22 protein-coding genes and 1 riboswitch are annotated in these 21,766 nt (G+C 70.9%); of the genes, 11 read left to right on the top strand and 11 right to left on the bottom strand.

Annotated elements, in window-relative coordinates:
• Positions 1 to 234 precede the first annotated feature (234 nt).
• A complete protein-coding gene (locus ACFYY8_RS05755; protein WP_390037522.1) occupies positions 235 to 2,121 on the top strand; it encodes an AMP-binding protein in 1,887 nt (628 codons plus the stop codon).
• Here ACFYY8_RS05755 and metE read toward each other — a convergent pair.
• Positions 2,102 to 4,402, bottom strand: coding sequence for a 5-methyltetrahydropteroyltriglutamate--homocysteine S-methyltransferase (metE, locus tag ACFYY8_RS05750; RefSeq protein WP_390037520.1), 2,301 nt, complete (start codon positions 4,400 to 4,402; stop codon positions 2,102 to 2,104). The genes ACFYY8_RS05755 and metE overlap by 20 nt on opposite strands.
• Before the next feature lie 146 nt (positions 4,403 to 4,548).
• Positions 4,549 to 4,724: riboswitch (cobalamin riboswitch) on the bottom strand.
• 386 nt (positions 4,725 to 5,110) lie between these two features.
• On the opposite strand from metE, the gene ACFYY8_RS05745 reads away from it, so the two are divergent.
• Positions 5,111 to 5,539, top strand: coding sequence for a hypothetical protein (locus ACFYY8_RS05745; RefSeq protein WP_390037518.1), 429 nt, complete (start codon positions 5,111 to 5,113; stop codon positions 5,537 to 5,539).
• A gap of 143 nt (positions 5,540 to 5,682) precedes the next feature.
• Here ACFYY8_RS05745 and ACFYY8_RS05740 read toward each other — a convergent pair whose 3' ends face one another.
• Positions 5,683 to 5,880: a hypothetical protein gene (locus ACFYY8_RS05740; RefSeq protein ID WP_390037516.1), complete on the bottom strand. Its 198-nt coding sequence runs from the start codon at positions 5,878 to 5,880 to the stop codon at positions 5,683 to 5,685.
• A gap of 219 nt (positions 5,881 to 6,099) precedes the next feature.
• Here ACFYY8_RS05740 and ACFYY8_RS05735 point away from each other — a divergent pair, with 219 nt between their 5' ends.
• The 3 genes from ACFYY8_RS05735 to ACFYY8_RS05725 all read left to right on the top strand — a co-directional run bounded on the left by ACFYY8_RS05735 (position 6,100) and on the right by ACFYY8_RS05725 (position 8,330).
• Positions 6,100 to 6,948, top strand: coding sequence for a YncE family protein (locus ACFYY8_RS05735; RefSeq protein WP_390037514.1), 849 nt, complete (start codon positions 6,100 to 6,102; stop codon positions 6,946 to 6,948).
• 159 nt (positions 6,949 to 7,107) lie between these two features.
• Positions 7,108 to 7,749, top strand: coding sequence for a hypothetical protein (locus tag ACFYY8_RS05730; RefSeq protein WP_390037512.1), 642 nt, complete (start codon positions 7,108 to 7,110; stop codon positions 7,747 to 7,749).
• Between the two features lie 323 nt (positions 7,750 to 8,072).
• On the top strand, positions 8,073 to 8,330 hold the full coding sequence (locus ACFYY8_RS05725; RefSeq protein WP_390037510.1) for a dsRBD fold-containing protein: 258 nt from the start codon (positions 8,073 to 8,075) through the stop codon (positions 8,328 to 8,330).
• Positions 8,331 to 8,397: 67 nt separating this feature from the next.
• On the opposite strand, the gene ACFYY8_RS05720 is transcribed toward ACFYY8_RS05725, so the two are convergent.
• Positions 8,398 to 8,832 carry a CBS domain-containing protein gene (locus tag ACFYY8_RS05720; RefSeq protein ID WP_390037508.1) on the bottom strand — a complete coding sequence of 145 codons (435 nt, stop codon included), beginning with the start codon at positions 8,830 to 8,832 and terminating at the stop codon, positions 8,398 to 8,400.
• Between the two features lie 146 nt (positions 8,833 to 8,978).
• Between ACFYY8_RS05720 and ACFYY8_RS05715 the strand changes: the two genes are divergently transcribed.
• Together ACFYY8_RS05715 and ACFYY8_RS05710 are read left to right on the top strand one after the other, a co-directional pair.
• The gene (locus ACFYY8_RS05715; protein ID WP_390037506.1) at positions 8,979 to 9,536 is read left to right on the top strand and encodes a hypothetical protein; all 558 of its coding nucleotides are present in this window, start codon (positions 8,979 to 8,981) and stop codon (positions 9,534 to 9,536) included.
• 521 nt (positions 9,537 to 10,057) lie between these two features.
• Entirely contained in the window at positions 10,058 to 10,702 is a 645-nt protein-coding gene (locus ACFYY8_RS05710) for a sigma-70 family RNA polymerase sigma factor (RefSeq protein WP_390037504.1), read from the top strand.
• A gap of 83 nt (positions 10,703 to 10,785) precedes the next feature.
• Here ACFYY8_RS05710 and ACFYY8_RS05705 read toward each other — a convergent pair whose 3' ends face one another.
• The 5 genes from ACFYY8_RS05705 to ACFYY8_RS05685 all read right to left on the bottom strand — a co-directional run bounded on the left by ACFYY8_RS05705 (position 10,786) and on the right by ACFYY8_RS05685 (position 15,118).
• Complete coding sequence (locus tag ACFYY8_RS05705) at positions 10,786 to 11,367, bottom strand: hypothetical protein (RefSeq protein ID WP_390037502.1); 582 nt, start codon at positions 11,365 to 11,367, stop codon at positions 10,786 to 10,788.
• Positions 11,364 to 11,969 carry a hypothetical protein gene (locus ACFYY8_RS05700; RefSeq protein WP_390037500.1) on the bottom strand — a complete coding sequence of 202 codons (606 nt, stop codon included), beginning with the start codon at positions 11,967 to 11,969 and terminating at the stop codon, positions 11,364 to 11,366. The genes ACFYY8_RS05705 and ACFYY8_RS05700 overlap by 4 nt, the downstream gene beginning before the upstream one ends.
• A 511-nt stretch (positions 11,970 to 12,480) precedes the next feature.
• The gene (locus ACFYY8_RS05695) at positions 12,481 to 13,500 is read right to left on the bottom strand and encodes a zinc-binding dehydrogenase (RefSeq protein ID WP_390037498.1); all 1,020 of its coding nucleotides are present in this window, start codon (positions 13,498 to 13,500) and stop codon (positions 12,481 to 12,483) included.
• Positions 13,497 to 14,498 (bottom strand): Gfo/Idh/MocA family protein, encoded by a 1,002-nt coding sequence (locus ACFYY8_RS05690; protein WP_390037496.1) that lies wholly within the window; start codon positions 14,496 to 14,498, stop codon positions 13,497 to 13,499. The genes ACFYY8_RS05695 and ACFYY8_RS05690 overlap by 4 nt, the downstream gene beginning before the upstream one ends.
• Positions 14,495 to 15,118 (bottom strand): polysaccharide deacetylase family protein, encoded by a 624-nt coding sequence (locus ACFYY8_RS05685; RefSeq protein WP_390037494.1) that lies wholly within the window; start codon positions 15,116 to 15,118, stop codon positions 14,495 to 14,497. Before ACFYY8_RS05685 ends, ACFYY8_RS05690 begins: the two co-directional genes overlap by 4 nt.
• 124 nt (positions 15,119 to 15,242) lie before the next feature.
• Between ACFYY8_RS05685 and ACFYY8_RS05680 the strand changes: the two genes are divergently transcribed.
• The 4 genes from ACFYY8_RS05680 to ACFYY8_RS05665 are packed head-to-tail and all read left to right on the top strand — an operon-like array spanning position 15,243 to position 19,344.
• On the top strand, positions 15,243 to 16,001 hold the full coding sequence (locus tag ACFYY8_RS05680) for a GntR family transcriptional regulator (protein ID WP_390037492.1): 759 nt from the start codon (positions 15,243 to 15,245) through the stop codon (positions 15,999 to 16,001).
• Positions 16,002 to 16,011: 10 nt separating this feature from the next.
• Positions 16,012 to 17,385: an ABC transporter substrate-binding protein gene (locus ACFYY8_RS05675; protein ID WP_390037490.1), complete on the top strand. Its 1,374-nt coding sequence runs from the start codon at positions 16,012 to 16,014 to the stop codon at positions 17,383 to 17,385.
• Positions 17,382 to 18,308 (top strand): carbohydrate ABC transporter permease, encoded by a 927-nt coding sequence (locus tag ACFYY8_RS05670; RefSeq protein ID WP_390037487.1) that lies wholly within the window; start codon positions 17,382 to 17,384, stop codon positions 18,306 to 18,308. The genes ACFYY8_RS05675 and ACFYY8_RS05670 overlap by 4 nt, the downstream gene beginning before the upstream one ends.
• Positions 18,309 to 18,312: 4 nt before the next feature.
• The gene (locus tag ACFYY8_RS05665; RefSeq protein WP_390037485.1) at positions 18,313 to 19,344 is read left to right on the top strand and encodes a carbohydrate ABC transporter permease; all 1,032 of its coding nucleotides are present in this window, start codon (positions 18,313 to 18,315) and stop codon (positions 19,342 to 19,344) included.
• Here ACFYY8_RS05665 and ACFYY8_RS05660 read toward each other — a convergent pair.
• The 3 genes from ACFYY8_RS05660 to ACFYY8_RS05650 form a co-directional block, all read right to left on the bottom strand.
• Positions 19,236 to 20,162, bottom strand: a complete 927-nt coding sequence (locus ACFYY8_RS05660) for a class I SAM-dependent DNA methyltransferase (protein WP_390037483.1) — start codon at positions 20,160 to 20,162, stop codon at positions 19,236 to 19,238. The genes ACFYY8_RS05665 and ACFYY8_RS05660 overlap by 109 nt on opposite strands.
• A 165-nt stretch (positions 20,163 to 20,327) precedes the next feature.
• A complete protein-coding gene (locus tag ACFYY8_RS05655) occupies positions 20,328 to 20,567 on the bottom strand; it encodes a zinc ribbon domain-containing protein (protein ID WP_390037481.1) in 240 nt (79 codons plus the stop codon).
• Positions 20,558 to 21,508, bottom strand: coding sequence for an RNA-guided endonuclease InsQ/TnpB family protein (locus tag ACFYY8_RS05650; protein ID WP_390037479.1), 951 nt, complete (start codon positions 21,506 to 21,508; stop codon positions 20,558 to 20,560). The genes ACFYY8_RS05655 and ACFYY8_RS05650 overlap by 10 nt, the downstream gene beginning before the upstream one ends.
• Positions 21,509 to 21,766: the final 258 nt, after the last annotated feature.

Genomic DNA, 21,766 nt, shown 5'->3' with positions numbered 1-21,766 from the left:
AATCGGCGCCGCGGGAACCGTTCCGTCGTTGACAGCAGGCTGTTTCGGGCGCATTCTCCGAGGGCGGTGCGACACCGCCGCGAAGAACCGCCGCGCATGATCCCGGTTATCCGCGGATCATCGCGACGCCGCTTCTGACCGTCCGTGGGGCGACGGATGAATATCACCGCGGGAGAGAAAAGGGGACCGGCGCGGCGGCAGAACGGTCCGTGAATTGAACGGAGGCGTTCTTCGGTGACCACGACCGATCTTGAGACGCGGGTGACCTCCATCTGCGCCGAGGCCCTGGACCGTTCCCGTCTCGGTCCCGACGACGACCTCATGGAAGCCGGGATGGACTCACTGATCGCCGTGGAGATCGTGACGCGCCTCGAACGGTCCTTCGGCGCGGACGTCGTCGACGTCATCTTCGAGACGCCCACGGTCAGCCACCTGTGCGCCGCCGTACGGCGTGCCCTGCGGGAGGGGCCACGGAGCGTCACCCTGCCCGGGCCCGCCCCACCGGCCGCGGCCGGGCCGCCGCCCCCCACGGCGACGACCCTGCTCGGCCTCGTCACCTCGGCCGCCGCCAGGTACGGCGAGCGCCCCTACCTGCTGCCCGTCGAGCCGGAGAGCCGCGTCTTCTCCTTCGCGGACGTCCTGACCTTCACCAGGGGATGCACGACCCTGTTCGAGGAGCGCGGCGTCCCCGCCGGGGCGCGGGTGGCGACGGTCATGCACAACTCGTCGCTGGCGGCGCTGCTTTTCCTCGGCGTCGTCGCCTCGGGGCGGGTGCTGGTGCCGCTGAACCCGAAGGCGGGCGCCGCCGAACTCGAAACGCTCCTGGCGCACTGCGGGCCCGCGCTCGTCTTCGGCCGGGAGGCCACGGCCGTGAAGCTGCGGCGGCGCCCGGAGTGGGTCGGCACCGACGACGAGGAGTCCCTGCTGACCGGCCTGCTCGCGCGGGGTGAGGCATACGGCAGGCGGCCGATCCTCTCCGGCGGCGACGGCGCGGCCGACGCCGAGATCGTCTACACCTCCGGCTCCGCGGGCACCCCGAAGGGGGTCGTCCTGTCGCACCGGAGCCTGCTGTCGGGCTCCCGGTCCCTGGCCGGGTGGGCACGGGCGGGCCAGGACGACGTCTTCCTCAACGTGGGCCCGCTCTTCCACGCCGGCGGGCAGGTCTTCCCGACGCTGACCCCGCTGTGGTGCGGCGGCCGTACCGTGTGCGTGCGCTCGGAGGCGGCGATGGCGCGGTTCTGGACCTACGTCGACCGCTACGAGCCAACGTGGACGCTTGTGGTCAACGCCTACCTCGCCCACCTGGTCGAACGGCCGGAACGACCGGTCACCGGCCGGTTGAAGGGAGTCCTGGCCGGAGGCTCTCCCCTCGCCGTCGAGCTGATCCGCCGCTTCGAGGCCACCTTCGGCCTGCCCGTCCACCAGGTGTACGGCATGACCGAGACGGCCTCGATCACCACGGTCGAACCACGCGGGAGAAAGAGCGGCGACCCCAGGAGCGCCGGGCTGCCCCTGGACTGCTCCCGGGTCCGCGTGGTCGGCAGGGACGGGCAGGACGTCGCGACCGGTGAGAGCGGCGAGGTGCTGCTGAGCGGGGACAACGTGTTCACCCGCTACCAGGACTCCCCCGGCCTCACCGGGGAGCGGATCGACGACGGCTGGATACGCACCGGCGACCTGGGGCGCCTCGACGAGCGCGGGGAGCTGTCGATCGTCGACCGCCTCGACAGCATGGTCATCGTCAACGGCGAGAACCTCTACCCCGCCGAGGTCGAGAGCGTCGTCCCGCACCTCGAAGGCGTCGAGGACGCCGTCCTGGTGGCGCTGCCGCACCCGGTGACGGGGGTCGAGCCGGTGCTCGTCTACACGCTGCTGCCCGGTGCCGTCGCCCGCGTCGACGGCTGGCGCGCGACGTTGCTGAGGTTCGTCAGCACCTTCAAGGTGCCGCGCAGGTTCGTCCCCGTCGAGGACCTGGGCCTGGACGCCTTCCCGCGGACCCCGCTGGGCAAGATCGTGCGGCCTGAGGTGCGGCGGCTCGCGGCCGAACGCCTGTCGTGGCCGGGGAGCCTCCGGGCCCGGCGCACCGGGCCCGGAGGAGGGGTCAGCCCGCCTCCGCCCTGACCACCCGGGCCGCGGCGACCATGTTGTCCAGGGAGACACGGACCTCGCCCCAGCCACGGGTCTTCAGGCCGCAGTCGGGGTTGACCCACAGCCGCCCGGCCGGAATGCCGCCGAGTCCCTTGCGCAGCAGGGCGGCGACCTCCTCGGCGTCCGGCACCCTCGGGGAGTGGATGTCGTAGACGCCCGGCCCCACCTCGCGGGGATACCCGGCCCCGGCCAGCTCGTCGGCGACCCGCATGTGGGAGCGGGCGGCCTCCAGGCTGATCACGTCGGCGTCGAGGTCGTCGATGGCGGCCAGGATCTCACCGAACTCGGCGTAGCACATGTGGGTGTGGATCTGGGTGTCCGCCCGCACCCCGCTCGTGGCCAGGCGGAAGGCCTCCGTCGCCCAGGCCAGGTAGGCGGGCCGGTCGGCCGCGCGCAGCGGCAGTGTCTCCCGCAGCGCGGGCTCGTCCACCTGGATGACGGCGATGCCCGAGGCCTCCAGGTCGGCGACCTCGTCGCGCAGGGCGAGGGCGACCTGGCGGGCGGTCTCGGCCTGCGGCTGGTCGTCGCGGACGAAGGACCAGGCGAGCATGGTGACCGGGCCGGTCAGCATGCCCTTGACCGGGCGCCCCGTCTGGGACTGGGCGTAGGTCGTCCAGCGCAGTGTCATCGGCCCGGGGCGGGAGACGTCCCCGGCCAGGATCGGCGGGCGCACGTAGCGGGTGCCGTACGACTGCACCCAGCCGTGCTGGGTGGCCAGGTAGCCGTTGAGCCGCTCGGCGAAGTACTGGACCATGTCGTTGCGTTCCGGCTCGCCGTGCACCAGGACGTCGATGCCCGCCCGTTCCTGGAAGACCAGGACCGAGCGGATCTCCGAGGCGATCAGCTCGTCGTAGGCGTCCTGGTCGATCCGCCCGGCGCGCAGGTCGGCGCGGGCCGCCCGCAGCTGTCCGGTCTGCGGGAAGGAGCCGATGGTGGTCGTGGGCAGGTCCGGCAGGCCGAGGCGGGCGCGCTGGGCCGCCGCCCGCTCGCCGTACGGCTGGGGCCTGCGGGTGTCGGCGGGGACGACGGCGGCGGCGCGGGCCCTGACCTCGGGGTCGTGGGTGAGCGCGGAGGCCTCGCGTGAGGCCAGGTCGTCCCGGTTGGCGGCCAGCCGCCCGGCGATGGCGCCGGTTCCCTCGCTGAGCCCGGTGGCCAGGGTGACGACCTCGGCGACCTTCTGCCTGGCGAAGGCGAGCCAGCGGCCGACCCGCGGGTCGAGCCCGTGTTCGAGACCGAGGTCGATGGGGACGTGCAGCAGCGAGCAGGAGGGGGCGACGTCCACCCGGCCGGCCAGGCCGAGCAGGGTGGCCAGGGTCGCCAGCGACCCGCCCAGGTCGTTGATCCACACGTTGCGGCCGTCCACGACACCGGCGATCAGACGCTTGCCGGGCAGGCCGCCCGCGCGGGCCAGGTCCTCCAGGTTGGCCGCGGCCGGGCCGGTGAAGTCGAGCCCCAGGCCCTCGATCGGCGCCCTGGCCAGGACCGGCAGCGCGTCGCCGAGCCGGTCGAAGTAACCGGCGACGAGAACCTTCGGCCGGTCGGTCAGGGCGCCGAGCTCACGGTAGGCGTGGGCTGCGGCGTCGAGCACCGCCCGGTCGCGGTCCTGCGCCAGCGCGGGCTCGTCGAACTGCACCCACTCGGCACCGGCCGCGCGCAGGGCGGCGAGCACCTCGGCGTAGACGGGCAGCAGCCGGTCGAGCAGACCGATCGGTTCGAAGGCCGGGTCGGCGCCGGGGGCGGGCTTGGCCAGCAGCAGGTAGGTGACGGGGCCGACGAGCACGGGGCGCGCGGTGTGCCCGAGCGCGACGGCCTCGCGCAGTTCGCCGACCTGTTTGGCCGGGTCCGCGGCGAAGACGGTGTCAGGCCCCAGCTCCGGCACCAGGTAGTGGTAGTTGGTGTCGAACCACTTGGTCATCTCCAGCGGGGCGACGTCCTGGGTGCCCCGGGCCATGGCGAAGTATCCCGCCAGGGGGCCTTCTGCCGCCACGACGGCGCGATGGCGCGGGGGGACGGCGCCGACCATGACGGTGGTGTCGAGGACGTGGTCGTACAGCGAGAAGTCGCCGGTCGGCACCTCCCGCACCCCCGCCTCCGTCAGGTGCCGCCAGTTGCCGGCGCGCAGCCCGGCCGCGACGTCCAGCAGGTCACGCTCGGTCACCCGGCCCGCCCAGTGGCCCTCGATCGCCTTCTTCAGCTCACGGTCCGGCCCCTGACGGGGGTAGCCGTACACGGTGGGGGAGGAAGTCTCGGTCACGGAACTCTCCTTCGCGAGTCACGAAAGGACGCCGGTGCCCCGAGGAGAGAAGCGAAGGAGAAGCGGGCGCACCAGGCCCGTCCCATGCCGCCGACCCACCCGCGAGGTCACCGAGGTCACCGCGTGCGTGGTCGCACGCGGGCAGTGGCAGGTCTTCGGACTCGCGGGCACGTCCGGGCCGTTGTCTCGCCCTGACACCTAGTGGCCGTCGCTTCCCTGACCCGATCTGCCGGATCCAGTGCGTTTGACGGCGGTCGTTCCCACTCACCGCTGCGGGGCAGTCCCGGAGTCACACCGGGTTCCCTCTTACGACGCGTCTGCCTGGCGGGCAGGGCGAACCGACTGCGTCCCCAACCCTACGCGCATCCGGTGGCGGAGCGACAACCATATTCGGGCCCGCCGGCGGGTTCGCGGGATCGTTCTCCTGTCGCCCCGGGCCGCCTGAAACCGTACGGGGGAATTCGCGGGTCACGGGAAAATCTCCGCCCCCCGCTTTCGCGACTCAACAACCGTGACCTAAGGCCCCATTTCCTACAATTTCCGAAAGAAAAGGGCAGGCTATATTAGACCCGGCAAACCCCCCAGCCATCGGAGTTAACCATGTATCGGACTAAAGGGTCACATCTCCATCAAGGGCGTATACCAAGCTCCCTAACCGATGTCAAGTCGCGAGTCGCCGCCATTCTCCGCCGTCGTTTCCCGGTCATCATGCGAGGAACACTTGGCCTGGTGTTCCTGTGGTTCGGCGTGCTGAAGGTGGCGAACGTCAGCCCGGTCAGCGCCCTGGTCGCCGACACCCTGTCCTTCGTGCCGCTGCCCGCGTCGTTCGTGGTGCCCGCCCTGGGCGTGTTCGAGGTCGCGGTGGCCCTGGCGCTGTTCACCGGCCGGTGGCTGCGCCCGTTCCTGCCCGTGCTCCTGCTCCATCTCGTCGGCACGTTCCTGGTCCTGGCGCTCCATCCGGGTGTCGCGTTCAAGGACGGAAACCCGCTCATGCTCACCATGGAGGGCGAGTTCGTCGTCAAGAACATCGTCCTGATCGCCGGGACATTGGTCGTCGCCGCGACCCTTCCCCGGCGTGAGGGCCACGAGGAACAGCGGGAGGAGCCCCGCCTGCCGGTTTCCACCACCTCACGTTAGAGAGCTCACGGCGGCCCCATCGCGGGCTCGCGGAGAACGAATGCCGGGAAACGGGAAACGGGATCGCCCCGTTTCCCGTTTTCACAAGGGCACGACGCCCCGCCTGGTACTCCGGTGACACTTCGGGATCTTGAGGGGTCGGGTCACACCCCGGCGAGGAGTCCGGCAGGCACCGGCAGCCCGTTCGGCATCCATGACTCCACGGTGGCGCGGCACTCCTTTTCGTGCCCGTCCAGGTGCTCAAGCAGCGCCGCGAACCGCTCACCGACCGGGCTGGACCGCACGGCCCTGGGCACGGACGCCGGCGGCCGGCCGCCGGTCTTCCTGCAGCGCAGGGTCATCCCGTCCAGCGCCTGGCTCGTGGCCGCGGACGGCGCGGACTCACGCGAGGGGAATCGTCATGGCGACGACCATGTCGGCGGGCACCGACAATCGTCCCGGTCTCCAACCCCGGAGGGTGCTTGATCACGGTTTGGTGTCGCGCGACCGAATGATCTTGACGCGAGAGCACCCATGAGACGTTATTAGAACATATTTTCCCATCCCGGCAGGAGGCTCTCGTGCCCCCATCCCTGGTTCGCCGATTAGCCGCTTACTGCGGCGCCGCCGGCCTGATCACCGGCCTGCTCACCGTCACGGCCCCCGCCGCCTCGGCGGCCGGCACCACCACCGACCTCGGGGTCACCGACTCCTCCGCCGCCGACCTGGCCGTCGGCGGCGGCCGGGTGTTCGTTCCGGCCGGCGACCGCGTCATCGTGGCCGGCACTGACGGAAACCTCACCGGCGGTGTCGTCACCGGCCTGCCCGGCGTCCAAGAACTGGCCGTGAACGCGGACGGCACCCGCCTGTACGCGGCTCTCACCGGCTCGAACGAGGTCGCCGAGATCGACACCGCGAGCCTCGCCGTCACCCGCCGGATCGACCTGTCGGCCCACCCCTGCCCGTCCACCCTGGCGTTGCTGGGCGAGCGGTTGTGGGTGGGGCACGGATGCGACAACGGCCCCGGCGGCGTCGTCGGCCTGGATCTCAGCGCGAGCGCCCCGGCGCCCGTGGCGGTCGGGGGCGAGCACCCGCGGCCTCCCGTGCTCGCGGCCGCCGGCGACACGCTCGTGGTCGGCCAGACCGCCCTGCACCACGCCGACATGCTGGTCTACGACCTCGGCGACGGCGCCCCCGCGCTGCGCGGCACGATCGACGGCGAGGAGTGGCGCCTCGACTCCCTGCGCGACCTCACCCTGAGCTCCGACGGCGGCACCCTGTTCAGCGCGGCCGACACCCCCGGTCACTTCACCAGGTACGACACCAGGACCCTGGCGGCGACCGGCACCTACGGCGACGGCTGGGACGGGTACCCGTCCGCCGTGGCGCTCGGCTCGGGCGGCGCGTACGTCGCGGCCGGACGCCAGTGAGGCAGCACCGACCTCACCCTCTACGACGCGGCGACGGGCGCGGAGCTGTTCGCGGCCGACCAGCCGGACGCCGAACTGCTCCCGGACGGCGTCGCGTTCTCCGGCACGGACGTCTTCGCACTGCTGCGCAGCTCCACGGACCGGCTGCTGCTGTGGCGGGTGACGGGCGTCGCGCTACCGGCCACCAAGCTCACGGTGGCGGCCCCCGCGGACGCGTACGCCGGCTCGCCGATCACCGTCGAGGGACGGCTCACCCGCGCCGACGGCGAGGCGCTCGGGCTCAAGCCGCTCACGGTGATCCAGTACCTGCCCGGCTGGAGGAAACTGCCGATCACCGGCGTGACGACGCGGCAGGACGGCACGTTCACCTTCCAGGACACGCCCGTCTTCGAGCTGCCGCCGTACATCGGCGAGGTGATCTACTGGGTGTTCTGGGACGGCGACGACGGCCACCGCAGCAGCAGCGCCTCCGTCACCGTGACGGTCAAGCGCGAAGCCACGCTCACCCTGACAGGGCCGCAGTCCGGCGTCGCCGGCACGGCCGTGGACCTGAGCGGCGTCCTGGCGGCGGGCGACAGGCCGCCCTCTCCGGGGTCCACGCTCACCGTGCAGCGCACCCTGTACGTCAAGGGCACCAGCGGTAAGACCGTCAAGCTCCCGCCGGTGAGGGTGAACGCCGACGGCACGTACACGTTCACCGACACGCCCGCCAACGCCGGCAGGTACAGCTACCTCGCGAGCTATGCGGGGGACGGCGGGACCGGACCGGCCCAGGCCACCCATCAGATCATCGTCAAGTGACCCGACGACCCCATCCCTTTGACCTTGCCCGAGATCCGCCGACCGCTGACGGCACTCGTCCTGACCACGCGCCGCTCCATCACGAACATCCTGCGCCGGCCGGATTGGCGCCGCCGGCACCGGGCCACTGCCCGACGCTGCCACTACCAGCGCGGATCCGAGCAACGATCGCGAAGCGCCACTGGAGTACTAGGGGAGCCCGTCCCCCAAGGGCGGGACCTTCGTCCCTGATGGTCACGCCGTACGGCTCCGACAATGGAGGTGACGGCTTCGCGCCCGGAGGGCGGGCGCCGCCACCGTCACGAAGAACGGGGGTTCAGATCATGCGATCCAAGCAGTGGGACGTACGGGTCTCCATCACCGAGGACGGCGACGAGACCTTCGCCAGGGCGGTCCTGCCCGTCGCGGGCGCCGGGGAACTGGCCGGGATCGGCCGGGCGCGCCGCAACCCGTCCGACGATCCGGTGGCCGAGATCGGTGACGAGCTCGCCGCCGCCAGGGCGCTGGCCGACCTGTCCGGCAGGCTGATGAGCGTCACCTCGGCGGACATCGCCCAGCTGACCGGCCCGACCTCGTGGTGAGGGAGCCCGGCGCACGGACCGGCCCGCCCGCCGTCACCCTCACGGGCTCCGGCGGGCGGGCCCCGGTTCACCGCCGTCCGTAGACCTGGTGGACGAACTCGGCGAGCCTGTCGTCGGGCAGGCCCTTGGCCAGGTCGGCCTCACTGATCATGCCGACGATGCGGTGGTTCTCGATCACGGGCAGACGCTTGATCCGGTGCCGTTCCATCATGGTCAGCGCCTCGTCGACGCTGCCTTCGACGTCGATCCAGATCAGCCCCTGGGCGAGCTCGCTCGCCGTCGTCTCGTCGAGGTTCCCGCCCTCTGCGCAGCACTTGATCACGATGTCGCGGTCGGTGATGATCCCCTTGAGCCGGTCGTCGTCCCCGCAGACCGGCAGCGCGCCCACGTCCAGGTCGCGCATCATCCGCGCGGCCGTACGCAGACTGTCGTGTTCACCGACGCACCGTGCGTCCGGGTGCATCAGGTCCCGGACCGTCCTGCCTGTCTCCGTTCTCGTCATCGTCACCCCTCCTGACGGTAGGTTTGTGGGCCTCTATAGCCCTATGCCCGATAAATCTGGATTCAGTGGGGCGATTCCGGAGAGAAAGGCTGTGATCCACGATCACGGCCTTCTCGGCGGGCCACCCGGATGTCAGGATGTCGGGTGTGACCCTCGCGGCGTCGGCGCTTCGCGTGCCACGTGCCATCGTCTTCGCGACGCTGTGCACCGTGGTCTCCGCGGGCGGCCACGCCCTGGCCGGAGGCGGTCTCGTCCCTCCGTTCCTGGGGGTCCTCGGCGTCGTCGTCTCCTTCTGCGTCGCCTACCCGCTCGGCGGTCGTGAACGCGGTCCCGAGGTGGTGCTCACGGCCACGGGCGGCGTGCAGCTCCTGCTGCACGAGCTGTTCAGCCGGGCCGCGCACGGGCCGCACACCACGATCCTCGGCGACCACGGCCATCCCACCTCCGGCATGACCGCGGTCCACCTGGCCGTCGCGCTGGGCACCGGCTGGTGGCTGTACCGCGGTGAGAGCGCGGTGTGGCTGATGATCCGCCTGTACGGCCGCCGCCTGCCGGTGATCCGGCTGCTCCTCACCGTCCCCGCCGAGGTGGTCGCCCCTGTCCGGCGGCCGGTGACCACCCACGAGGCCACGCCGTACGGCGGGCGGGACGTCCTTCCCGCGGTACGGCGCCGCGGCCCGCCCCTGCCCGCCCTCGCCGGCTGAGCCCCCACGGCCCCGGGCGTCCTCCCCGCCCTCACAACCGGAGGTCCTCCCGCCCTTCCATGACCGGCGCGCTCCCCGCTCCTGCGTGATCGGGCGTTTCCCGACCTTCCGGGGCCGGACGGCCTCCTGGGTCCTCCGTGGTCAGGTGCTCTCCCCGGTCGCCTTCCCCGGCCCCGTGACCAAGTGGCCCCGCTTCCCTCACCCGAGCCGGGGTACCGACGCCGCCGCCGAGCCCGTCCACGGCCCGGCCCGCGCGTCACAGCCGGGTGCGGGGCGCCCCGCGCGTCACGCCCGGGCGTGTTCCGGCTCCTCGTAGCCGGGCGCACGCCCCGCCCCCGCGTCCGGGGTGCTTCCCGCCGCGCCTGGACGTGTCCGGGCGGCTCACCGTGCCCGGACCCGTCCGCCCCCGCCTCTGGCATGCCCTTTCACCCGGCCGGATCCCCCTCAAGCCGTCGATCGACCCGCCCGGCGAGCACGTCCTGACGCCCGCGGCCCGTCTCGACCAGCATCGAAGGAACCCCATGCCTCCTGCCGTACCCGCCGCCTCCCCCGCCCCCCTCGGCTTGTCCGAGTCCTCCGCCGCCTCCGGCCCTTCTGTCGCCTCCGTTTCCTCCGGGCTCCCCGACGAGCAGGTGACGGCGCTCGCGCTGGCCGCCCGTGCGGGGACGCCCGACACCGTCGAGGCCTTCGCCCGCGCCGTCTACCCGGACGTCCTGCGGTTCGTCGCCCATCTGGCCGGGACGCACGCGGCCGAGGACCTGACGCAGGAGACCTTCGTACGGGCCCTGCTCGCCCTGCCCCGTTTCGCGGGTCGCTCCTCCGCCCGGACCTGGCTGCTGTCCATCGCCCGGCGGGTCGTCATCGACCGCTTCCGGTCCGCGGCCCGCCGCCCGCTCCTCGCCGACCTCACGGACTGGCAGTCGGCGGCCGAGCGCCGTCAGCCCCTCGGGCTCCCCGGACGTGAGGACGGAGTCGCCCTGGCCGACCTGCTGTCCAGGGTGCCGCGTGAACGCCGCGAGGCCTTCGTGCTGACCCAGCTGGTCGGGGTGCCGTACGGCGAGGCCGCCGAACTGATCGGCTGCCCGGTCGGCACCGTACGCTCCCGCGTCGCCCGCGCCAGATCCCAGCTGATCGCCTCCCTGACCGCCGCCGACCGGGCCGCCTGACCCCGGCCCCGAACGCAGGCCGACCTCACCGACCCGGCCGGAACCCGTACCATCCGGGCGCCACCGGGATCGGTTCGTCGAATTCAGTCCGTCAGAGGGAGCTGAACCAGCAGCCCTCGCGAGGAGAAGAGGTCACGGTCGAGAAAACGGCCGGCGACTCTTCCCATGATGGTCAGATACTCCTCCAGCCGCCCATCCGTAGAATCGAGGTCATACAGCAGGTCGTCCCAGTGGACGCGGTATTCCTCCTCGTCGTAGACGGTGCCCGTGCTCACCCCGTCACGCGTGTAGAAGAGCTCTTCGATTTCTTCTATGCCGCTGATGCACGAGACGTCGAAAACACGCTGTCCGTCAAGGCTGAGCGGATCCGAATCCGGCATCCAACCGTCCAGATAAACGACCAGGGACCAGCCGGGGGCGAGCCGGACGATCCAGGCTCGCCGCGGCTTCCTGCCCCCGGGGTCGGGCGAGCTCACGGCGGCCCGCACGTCGCACGCGACTGTCGTCTCCGTTGCGACTCGCAGCCGCCGGGCCACCTCGTGAACGTCCTCGACGCTGACCCAGTTGGCCATGAAGGAGTCATGGAGTCCGTATTCCTTCAGGACGCGCAGTTGGTTTTCGGCGGGGAGGGGGTTCATGGAGGGTTTCCGGTTCGGGAGCGTCACCGGGATTCCTCCCAGGTCCCCTCGGGAATGCGGTAGAGGGTCCGGATCGACGTGAACCATTCCCGGTCGACGAACCGCCCTGTTATCCGTCCCATCATGCACAGACAGCGGTCAAATACCTCGGCGTCGCTCATGGCACCGTGGAGCTCCAGTCCGCTCGTGTACGCCTCGAATTCAGGGACCTCTGTCCATCCTCCCCGCGAGGAGGGAGGGAACACCTCTCCGATGTATTCACCATCGCGGGTGTAGAGCAATTTACCCGGGTCGGCCACTTCTACGAAGAACGCTTCGAGAACGCGGCGTCTCCCCGCGCTCAGCGCTTCCATCGCCTTCGGCGGCACCGTCACACCACTCAGAGTGAGAACGGTGGACCAGCCCGGCGAGTGCTCTCCCACCCAGACGATCAATGTGTTCGGGTCGGTTTCATATGATCGCATGGCCGTTTCGAAGTCACACGGCGTGCCCGAATCCGGATCGACGCGCAGGCGCCGGGCGATCTCATCGACGTCTTCGGTGTCCACCCATTGGCAGCTGAACCACTCACCCAGCTCATGCTCGACCAGCAGGTCCCACTGGCTTTTCTCAGGGAAGGCGTGAAGCATGTCATGCATTATTTCCGGATTCACCAGCGCCCCGACCCGGAGACCTGAGGTACGGCCGGACCGATCCGCCGGTCGGCACGGCGGTGCGACCGCAGACGGATGCCGGGGAAGAGTCCGCGGACCGGGGCGTCCTGGACGGCGGACCACACATATGCCGGCGTGTTCTGCTCTGTCGTCACGCAGCCGGCCTGACGGCCGTGATCGCCGGGCCGAGTGTTCCGCGGCGACCAGAGGGCCCGGTGCGCCGCGCGCGTCGCCCGGACCATGGTCATGCCGCCCCACCGCGAGGGCGGGCAGCTGCAGTACTCGGCGCCGCCGCACCCCGAGCAGATCGACGGCACGCTCGCGCCGTTGCCGGACTCCGGTTCCTCACCGCGAGAGGAGCCGGAGCCTTCCTGGAGAGCCCGCCGACGATCTCCAGCCGTTCCCGATCGGCCGGCTGCCGTGCCGTGCGGCGAAGCCTCGATCGGCTGCGGCGTCTACGTGCCGCCGACGACCGCGATCTCGACGGTCACCGTTCCTCCTTGACGTCGGTCCAGTCGAAGCAGAGCGCCCCGGCCGGAGCTCCGCCGTCTCGCAGGCGCGCGTAGACGGACTCCGCGTCCACGGGGGACACCCGCTCGGAGATCATTCCGGCGGTCCTGAACGTTCCCGAGGCGAGGCGGCGGAAGTACAGCTCGGTCACCGCGTCACGGTTGAGCGGACCCGCCGACGGGTCGTCGGAGACGAGGTCGGCGTGCGCCCCGAGAATGGTCAGCGAGTTGCTGACCACACCGGGACCGAGCATCTGCCGGGACGGCGTGGGCGTGTCACCGAGCAGGACGACCCGGCCCAGTGTGCGAGCCAGCCGTACCGCCTGGGAGAGCACGGCGGGGTTGCCGGTGACGTCGAAGACCACGTCGGCGAACCGGCCACCGGTCAGATCGGCGACGGCGGCGAGAGCACCGGCCGCAGTGGCCGCGAGCAGGTCGCTCGCCCCGCTCGTCCGCGCCAGGTCGAGCCGCCTGGCGTCGGTGTCGACGGCGACGACGCGGGAGGCTCCGTGCGCGACCGCGTACTGGACGACCAGCTGACCCACCGGGCCGAGCCCCAGGACCACGACGGTCTCGCCCAGGGTGATCGCGGCTCTGGCGGCGCCCGCCGCCGCGGTGACGACGAGGGGGACCCACACCGCCTCCTCGTCCGTCACGCCACCGGGCAGCGGCCGGGCCTCACGCTCGGTGAGGGTGACCAACTCCTGGTGGGGCGCGTAGCTCTGCACACGGTCGCCGGGCCGCAGCGTCGTGACGCCCTCGCCGACCGCCTCCACGACCCCGGCCATGCTGTACCCGGGCCGGAACGGGTGACGCACCCACTCCTCCCAGTTGGTGCCCGGGTCGAACTCCCCGCGCAGGCAGGCCAGTTCGGTGCCGGGGCTGATCAGCGACAGCGTGGTACGGCACAGCACCTCGCCGGGGCCCGGAGGGGCGACGTCCTCATGCGCCACCCGCACCTCGCCCGGACCCGGGAACTCCACGAACAACGACCTCATCGGTCCCTCCCAAGATGTACGGTCCGCCCGTGGGCGGCGCTCTGGTACGCCGCTTCGATGATCCGCATCGAGGTGACGCCGTGCGGTGCGCCGGGCACGGGGTCGGCCCCGGCCAGAGTGTCCAGGAACGCACGCATCTGGGCGTCGTATCTGCGCTGGAGTGCCGCCTCGGTGAGCTCGCCGGGAAACGTCTCCGCGCTCGGCTCCCCGGCCCGTACCAGCGTGCCGGGGAAGGTCTGCGCGTACGCCTCGGTGCCGGACACGCGCACGCTCCCCGTCGGGCCCGGCGTGTGCGGATGCCACCAGCCCGCCTCCACGCCGGAGGTGACCCCGTTGTCCCAGACGATCGTGAGGATCGCGGTGTCGTCGACCGGCAAGTCACGGTAGTGCGTCCCGCAGTGCGCGCTCACGCTGACGGGCTGGGGGTCGCCGAGGATGTGGCGGGTGACGTCGACGGCGTGGACGCCGAGGTCCATGAGCGCGCCGCCGCCCGCCAGCGCCGGGTCGGTGAACCAGCCCTCGGGGCCGAACCCGGCGTGGACGGCGTAGGCGGTGGTGTGGACGGGCCTGCCGAGCGTCCCGTCGCGCACCAGGTCGCGCAGCCAGCCGACCTGCTCGTCGAAACGCAGGCAGTGGGCGAGCATCACCCGGGCACGCGGACTTTCCGCGGCGGCGACGGCGAGGGATTCGGCGACGCTCAGCGCCATCGGCTTCTCCAGCAGCACCGAGACCCCGGCCCGCAGCGCCTTGACCGCCTGCTCTGCGTGCAGGGAGTTGGGCGTGGCCACGATGAGGCCGTCCACGTCGCCGTCCGCCAGGAGACGGTCGAGGTCGAGGTAGCGGCGGGCGATGCCGTACCGCTGTGCCAGGGCGTCGAGGGACTCCGGCCGGTGGTTGACCGCGGCGACCAGGTCGGCGCCGGCACCGGCGACGGCGCGTGCGTGATAGTCGGCGATGTAGCCGGTCCCGGCGATGGCCAGGCGCGGTGGGCGGTTCATGCGAGTTCGTCCATGCGAACGAGGCGGGCACCGGCCGCGCGCAGACCGTCGATGACCAGCGGCAGGGCGCGGCCGGTGGCCTTGGTCCACGGATGGAGCAGCACCACGGCGCCGTCGCCGTGCGCGACGGCCTCCTCGACGACCAGGCGGGCGACGCCCGGCCCGGTGGCCTTGCCGCGCCAGTCGAACGGGTCCACGTGCCAGCTCGTCTCCCGGTAGCCGAGCCGGTCCAGCGCGGACCGGATCGCCGGGTCCTCGCTGCCGTCGCCGAACGGGCAGCGGAACCAGGGGCTCGGGTCGTGGCCGGTGGCGCGGCGGATGGCGCGTTCGGCGAGCCGTACGTCCTGGTCGAAGGCCTTGGGCGACAGCCAGCTCATCGGCGCGTGGTGGTGGGAGTGGTTGCCGATCAGGTGACCGTGGGCGGCCAGATCCTTGGCCAGCGCGGGGTTCGCCTGGGCCCAGCGTCCCTGGATGAACATGGTCCCCACGGCCTCGCGCTCGGTGAGCGTTTCGAGCACGTGGCGGGTGCCGTCCGGGTGGGCGGGATGGTCGCCGTGCTCGACGTCGAAGGTCAGCGCCACTCGCCAGGGCGCCGGTTGGGTTCGGGGTGACTCCGTCACGCCTTCTACCTGCCTCTGATTCGGGGGGTGCCGCCTTGACAGAGGTAGCGGCCGTGATCAGTATTGCTGACAACATTATAAGCAATCAACCGCTCGGCAGATTTCGGAAGGAAGCGAACTCCCGATGGCCCGCTATCGGCTCGAGGCCGGTCCGATCCCCCTCCACCACCAGGTCTACCTGGACCTGAGCGCCGCGCTCGACGAGGGGGAATGGCAGGCGGGAGACCGTCTGCCGCCGGAGAGAGAGCTGGCCCGCCGCTACGGATGCAGCCTCATCCCGGTACGGCGGGCCCTGGCCGAACTGGCCCGCGAGGGCCGTCTGGAGCGCACCCGCGGGCGCGGCACGTTCGTCCAGCACTCCCGGCTCGAGGTCGACCTGGGCACCAGCCAGAGCTTCGCCGACCTGATGAACATGCACGGCCTGGACCCGGACACCAGACTGGTCGCCTCCGGGATCGAGATGCCGGGAGAGATGGTCGCCGCCGCGCTGGCCCTGGCCCCCGGCGCGCAGGTCATCTACCTCGAACGTCTGCGCATCGCCAACGGTGAGCCGCTCATCCTGGAGCAGGTCTACCTACCGGCCGGCCGCTTCGCCGGGCTGCTCGACCACGATCTTGAGCGCAACTCCCTCTACAGCCTGCTCGGCGCGCACTACGGCGCCAGGATCGTGCGCGCCCGCGAGGTCATCGAGCCGGTACGGCTGCGCGCCCACGAGGCCCGGCTGCTCGACCAGCCCGTGGAGCGCCCCGCCATGCTCGTCGAGGGGGTCGCCTTCGGCCCCGGCGACGAGCCCATCGAGTTCACCCGCAGTTACGTGAGAGGCGACAGAGCCCGCCTCTCTTTTGAGCTCTCCATCACCCGCCCCCCGGACCCCCCAGCCTAGGGAGAGACACATGAATCGGTTATGGCACACCCTGGCCGCGATCTTATTGGCCACGACGCTGGCCGCCTGCGGAGCGGACGCCCCTCCCGGCGGTGACGACGCCGCCGTCGAACTGCGTTGGTACTGCTGCCTCGGCACCGGTGAGCAGGCCGAACAGGTCAAGGCCCAGCAGAAGGTGATCGAGAGGTTCAACGCCTCCCAGCGCCGGATCAAGGTCAAGCTCGAGGTCGTCACCTACGACTCCGCCCGCGACACACTCGCCACCCAGCTCGCCTCGGGCAACGTACCCGACCTCGCCGGTCCCGTGGGGGTCGGCGGCGCCGCCGCCTTCCACGGCCAGTGGCTCGACCTGGCCCCGCTCATCAAGTCCAGCGGCTTCGACCTCAGCCCGTACGCCAAGGGCAGCGCCGACCTCTACCGGATCGGCTCCGTGCAGGAGGGCATCCCGTTCGCGATCTACCCCTCGACCCTGTACTACAAGGCCGACATGTTCGAGGAGGCCGGCCTGGCCGAGCCGCCGCACAAGTACGGCGAGAAGTACACCTGGCCCGACGGCCGCCAGAGCGAGTGGAACTACGACACGCTCAGGGAGCTGGCCCTCAAGCTCACCGTCGACAAGAACGGCAAGGACGCGACCCAGGAGGGCTTCGACCCCGGCCAGATCGTGCAGTACGGCTTCGAACCGGCCCGTGACGACCTGCGCTACCAGGGCGCCGCCTTCGCCGCCGGATCACTGGACACGGGCGACGGCAAGACCGTGAAGATCCCCGACGCCTGGGCCGACTCCTGGCGCTTCTTCTACGACGGCATGTGGAAGGACCGGTTCATCATGACCGGCCCCGTCTTCCAGACCGAGCAGTTCAACGGGGACGGTGCCGCCTTCTTCTCCGGGCACGTCGCGATGAGCGTCAACTTCCTGTGGTCCACCTACGGCGTGGCGGGCGCGGGCGACGACTGGGACCTGGCCGCGATGCCCTCCTACAAGGGCAGGACCACCTCACCCACCAGCGCGGACACCTTCCGGATCCTGGCCGGCAGCAAGCACCCCGCCGAGGCCTTCGAGTTCCTGAGCTACCTGGTCGGCCCGGCCTCCCAGGAACTGCTCTCCTCGTACGGCGCGATGCCCGCCCGCACCGCCGACCAGGACGCCTTCTTCGCCAAGCTGGCCGGGCAGTTCCCCAACAAGGTCGACTGGCAGGTCGCCAAGGACAGCGTGGCGTTCGCCGACAACCCCCACTCGGAGTCGTACACGCCCAAGTACAACCAGACGCTCACCATCCTCGGCACCTACAGGAGCCGCTGGATGACCCAGGGCGGGCTCGACATGGACGCCCAGCTCAAGGCGATGCGCGAGGAGATCCAGGACGTGTGGAACCGCTCATGAGGGGCGAGACCGCATCCTGGGTGACGTCCCGGGTGGCCCGCAGGGAGGCCCGGTACGGACTCCTGTTCGTCCTTCCGTGGATCATCGGGTTCCTCGCGTTCACGGCGGTTCCGATGGCGGCCACGTTCGTCTTCACCTTCCTCAACATCTCGCTGTCCGAGCGGGAGCCGCTCATGTTCGTCGGCCTGGCGAACTACCAGCGGCTCTTCGCCGACCAGCAGGCGTGGGCCTCGCTGTGGGTGACCGCCCGCTTCGCCCTGCTCTGGCTGCCGCTGGTCGTCGTCCTGCCGTTCCTGCTCGCGGTCGCGGTCAACAGCAGGTACGTGCGCGGCACCGGGCTGTTGCGGGTGCTGTTGTTCATGCCGTACGTGGTGCCGTTCGTGGCCAGCGCGCTGATCTGGCAGAACATGCTGGTCGACGACGGATGGATCAACACCGCGCTGCGCCGGCTCGGCGTCGGCGGCGCGCCGAGCTGGCTGAGCGACCCCACCTGGGTGATCCCCGGGCTCGTCATGATCGGCCTGTGGGGGCTCGGCTCGGGCATCATCATCAACCTGGCGGGGCTGCGCGGCATCCCCACCGAGTTGTACGACGCCGCCCGGCTCGACGGCGCCGGATGGTGGCGCCAGCTGTGGCACGTGACGGTCCCGATGATGTCGCCGGTGATCTTCTACACGATGATCCTCGCGGTCGTCGAGGTCATGCAGTACTTCCTCATCCCGCTGGTGCTCTTCGACGGCAGCGGCGACCCCGGCGGCGCGACCCGCTTCTTCAATCTCTACCTGTACCAGACCTTCTTCACCTATCAGGAGATGTCCTACGGCTCGACGCTGGCGTGGCTGCTGTTCGTCATCACCCTTGTCGTGACCCTGGTGCTGTTCCGGCTGTCCAGGCACTGGGTCCACTACACGAGTGAGAGGTGACCCGGTGACCCCGTACGCCGCCCGCCGCATCCGGACGGCGCTGATGACGATCGTGATGTTCGGCATCGTCGTGGCGTTCCTGTCGCCTCTCGTCCAGATGACGCTGTCGTCGCTGAAGAGCGAGCGGCAGGTCAGCCAGGCGCACGCGCCGCTGCTGCCGTCCGACCCGCGCACCTTCACCCACGAGGGCCGGCAGTACGACGTGTACCGGGTGCCGGTCGACGGCGCGGTCCGCGAACTCGCCCTGGTGAAGAAGGGGCGCGCCGAGAGCGAGTTCCTCGACCCGGCGGCTCCCGAGAAGGGAACCGTCGTCTGGCGCGGCTCCTGGCGCACCCTCGAACCCAGCTGGGTCCTGGCGCCGCAGTGGTCGAACTACGCCGCGGTCTGGAGGCTGATCGACTTCCCCCGGCTGCTGCTCAACACCATCACGCTGGCGGTGATCAGCACGATCGGGACCGTTCTGTCGTGCACGCTGGTCGCCTACGGCTTCGCCCGGTTCCGCTTCCCCGGCCGCGGACCGCTGTTCACCCTGCTCATCGCCACGATCTTCCTGCCCACGGCGGTGACGCTGATCCCGACGTACACCATCTTCGTGCAGATCGGCTGGGTCGGCACCTGGCTGCCGCTGCTCGTGCCGACCTTCTTCGCCAACGCCTACAGCGTCTTCCTGCTGAGGCAGTACTTCCTGACCATCCCGCGTGAGATGGACGAGGCGGCCTCGATCGACGGTGCCGGACCGCTGCGCACGTTGCGTTCGGTGATCGTGCCGCAGGCGTGGCCGGCGATCACCGCCGTCATCCTGTTCAACTTCGTCTACACCTGGAACGACTACTTCACCCCGCTCGTCTACCTTTCCGGACGACCCGAGCTCCAGCCGCTGCAGGTGGGCCTGGCCGCCTTCAACGGCCTGTACTCGACGAAACCCGCCTACATCCAGGCCGGCGCCATGATGACGATCGCCGTTCCGGTGATCCTCTTCATCTGTTTCCAGCGCACGTTCGTGCGCGGCATCATGAGCACCGGGGTGGAGAAGTGACCGTGGCGGCCGAGGGCCGGACAGGCGGACCGGCGGGGTTCAGCCGAGGCGGCGGGCCACGTACAGGATCCGGTCGTGGCCTTCCTCGTCGGCCGGTTCCCACGCCGAGGTCTCCACCAGCCCTCGGGTGGCGACGACGCGCAGTCCGGCCCGTTCGGCCGCCCGGCGTACCGTCCGGTCGGAGTGGTGCCGCTGCACGTGCCGCATCGAGACCCGCCGCCAGGTCGTGCCCGACCGCTCGAACAGGTCGAACCGGGTGACCACCACCGCGTCGGCCTCGATGGGCGGGGACTCCGCGAACCACGCCACGTACCGGTCCCCCGGTCGACGACCGTGGGGGCGCCGAACACACGCCGGTAGTAACCGACGGTGTTCATGTCGAAGACCAGCACCCCGCCCTCGGTGAGCTGGTCGCGCGCGGCCGCCATCGCCTGGCACAGCTGGTCCTCGGAGGTCAGGTAGGTCATCGACACGTCCACGCAGGTGACCGCGTCGAAGCCGGTCAGTCCCGGCGGGGGTCGCTGCAGCCGTCCCACCAGGAACCGGATCCCCTCGGCTCCGGGGCGGCGCCGGGCCGCGGCCACCATCGCCGGGGACAGGTCGTAGCCGGTCACCTCGAAGCCCCGCTCGCGGAAGGCCACACTGCTGCGACCGGTTCCGCAGCCCGCGTCCAGCAGCCGCCGTCCGCCGGGGCCGTACCGGTCCACCATCTCGACGTAGCGCGCCACCAGCCCGGCGGTGTCCGTCCGCGCGTTCAGCTCGTCGTAGCGGGGCGCGATGCCCTCGTACGCCGACAGCGTCTCGTCCACGTGCGGCACGCGCGCGCCTCCTGTGAGCCGGGGACCGCACCGGACCGTCGGGCCCGGCGCGGCCGGTGGGGGATCTACCAAACACGCCACGCCTGCCGGTTGACCCGGCGTCCGGTAACCCGGCGCATCAGCTTCCTCGTGACTCCTCCGTTCCCTGAAGGGAGCGGCTTCTCGCTAAACCGCTCGCGCGGCCCGGCGAAGGGCAAGCCCTGCCCTCAAGATGTTGACCGCCGCGTTCACGTCGGCGTGCGCGGTGTGACCGCACGCCGTACAGGCGAACTCGGCCTGGGTGAGGCGGTTCTCCTTCGCGCGGTGCCCGCAGGCGGCGCAGGTGCGGGAGGTGTGGGCGGGGTTCACCGCGATCAGCTCTCGACCGGCACTTTCAGCCTTGTACGACAGAATCGTCAGGAACACCCCCCCGCGTCCAGAATGCTCCGGTTCAACCCGGACTTGGCCGCGACGTTCCGGCCGGGCCTCTCAACTGTGCCCGCGGCCGAGCGGGTCATGTTCGCGATCCGCAGGTCCTCGTGCACGATCACGTCGTAAGTGCGGACCAGGGCGAGCGCGGCCTTGTGCCCGTGGTCGAGGCGCTGACGGCGGACCTTGCCGTGCAGGGCGGCGACACGGGCGACCGCCTTATGGCGCCGCCGCGAGCCGCGCTTCTTACGGGCCAGGGCCCGCTGCGCGTCCGCGAGACGATCGGCGGTCGCGGCCAGATGGCGCGGGTTGGCGACGTGCTCGCCGCCGGAGGTGGTCACCAGCGACGCGACGCCCAAATCGATGCCGACCGCCGCACCTGTGGCGGGAAGCGGTTCGGCGGGCACGTCGTCGCACGACAGCACCACATACCAGCGGCCGCCCTCCCGTTTGACGCCGATCGTCTTCACCCGGCCCTTGACCGGCCGGTGCCGGTGCGCCCGGACATGCCCGACACCCTGAAGGCGCACGAACGCCGCGGTGGGGTGCTCGGGCTGGGAGCCCCACCGGCAGCCGTCACCGTCCCTGGGCCACTCCACCGTGTCGAACCGGCCCCGACCCTTGAACCGCGGGAAACCGGGCGTGCGGCCCGCTTTGACGCGGTCGAAGAACGCGGCGAACGCCCTGTCGAGCCGTCGAAGGGTAGCCTGCTGGGAGGAGAACGACCACCGGCCCTGCCCACCGGTGTCGTCGGCCCGGATGTGCTTCAGATCGGCCGACTGCTCGCCGTAGCGGATCGTGACGCCCGCCTTGCGGTAAGCGGTGCGGCGGTGCTCCAGAGCGGCGTTGTACAGCGTGCGGTGGTCTTCCAGGCACGCCGCCGGCGCGATCTCCTGGTGACGAGTGGGGCGCAACAGGAACTTAAACGACCTGCGCACACCCCACCCCCATCACGTTCGGCAACGACACCGTCACGGTATCGACCGGCACCGACAAAACCAGGAAACAGACCAGGCGGGTCGATGCACGCTCGGGCCTTGCCGGCCCTCCCGCTCCCGATTCCCCCGTCACCTGAAGGCGACGGCCCCTCGGGAGAATCTGATGAAGTCGCGGAGCGGCCACATTTCCCATCCGCCCCCGGAAAACACCGGAAAATGTCGGAAAGCGCCGGGGAACCGGCCGCGCGGGTGACTTCT

Origin of the sequence: Streptosporangium sp. NPDC001559, assembly GCF_042893955.1 — a bacterium.
Lineage (GTDB): Bacteria > Actinomycetota > Actinomycetes > Streptosporangiales > Streptosporangiaceae > Streptosporangium.
This window is presented reverse-complemented; position numbering and strand designations above follow the sequence as displayed.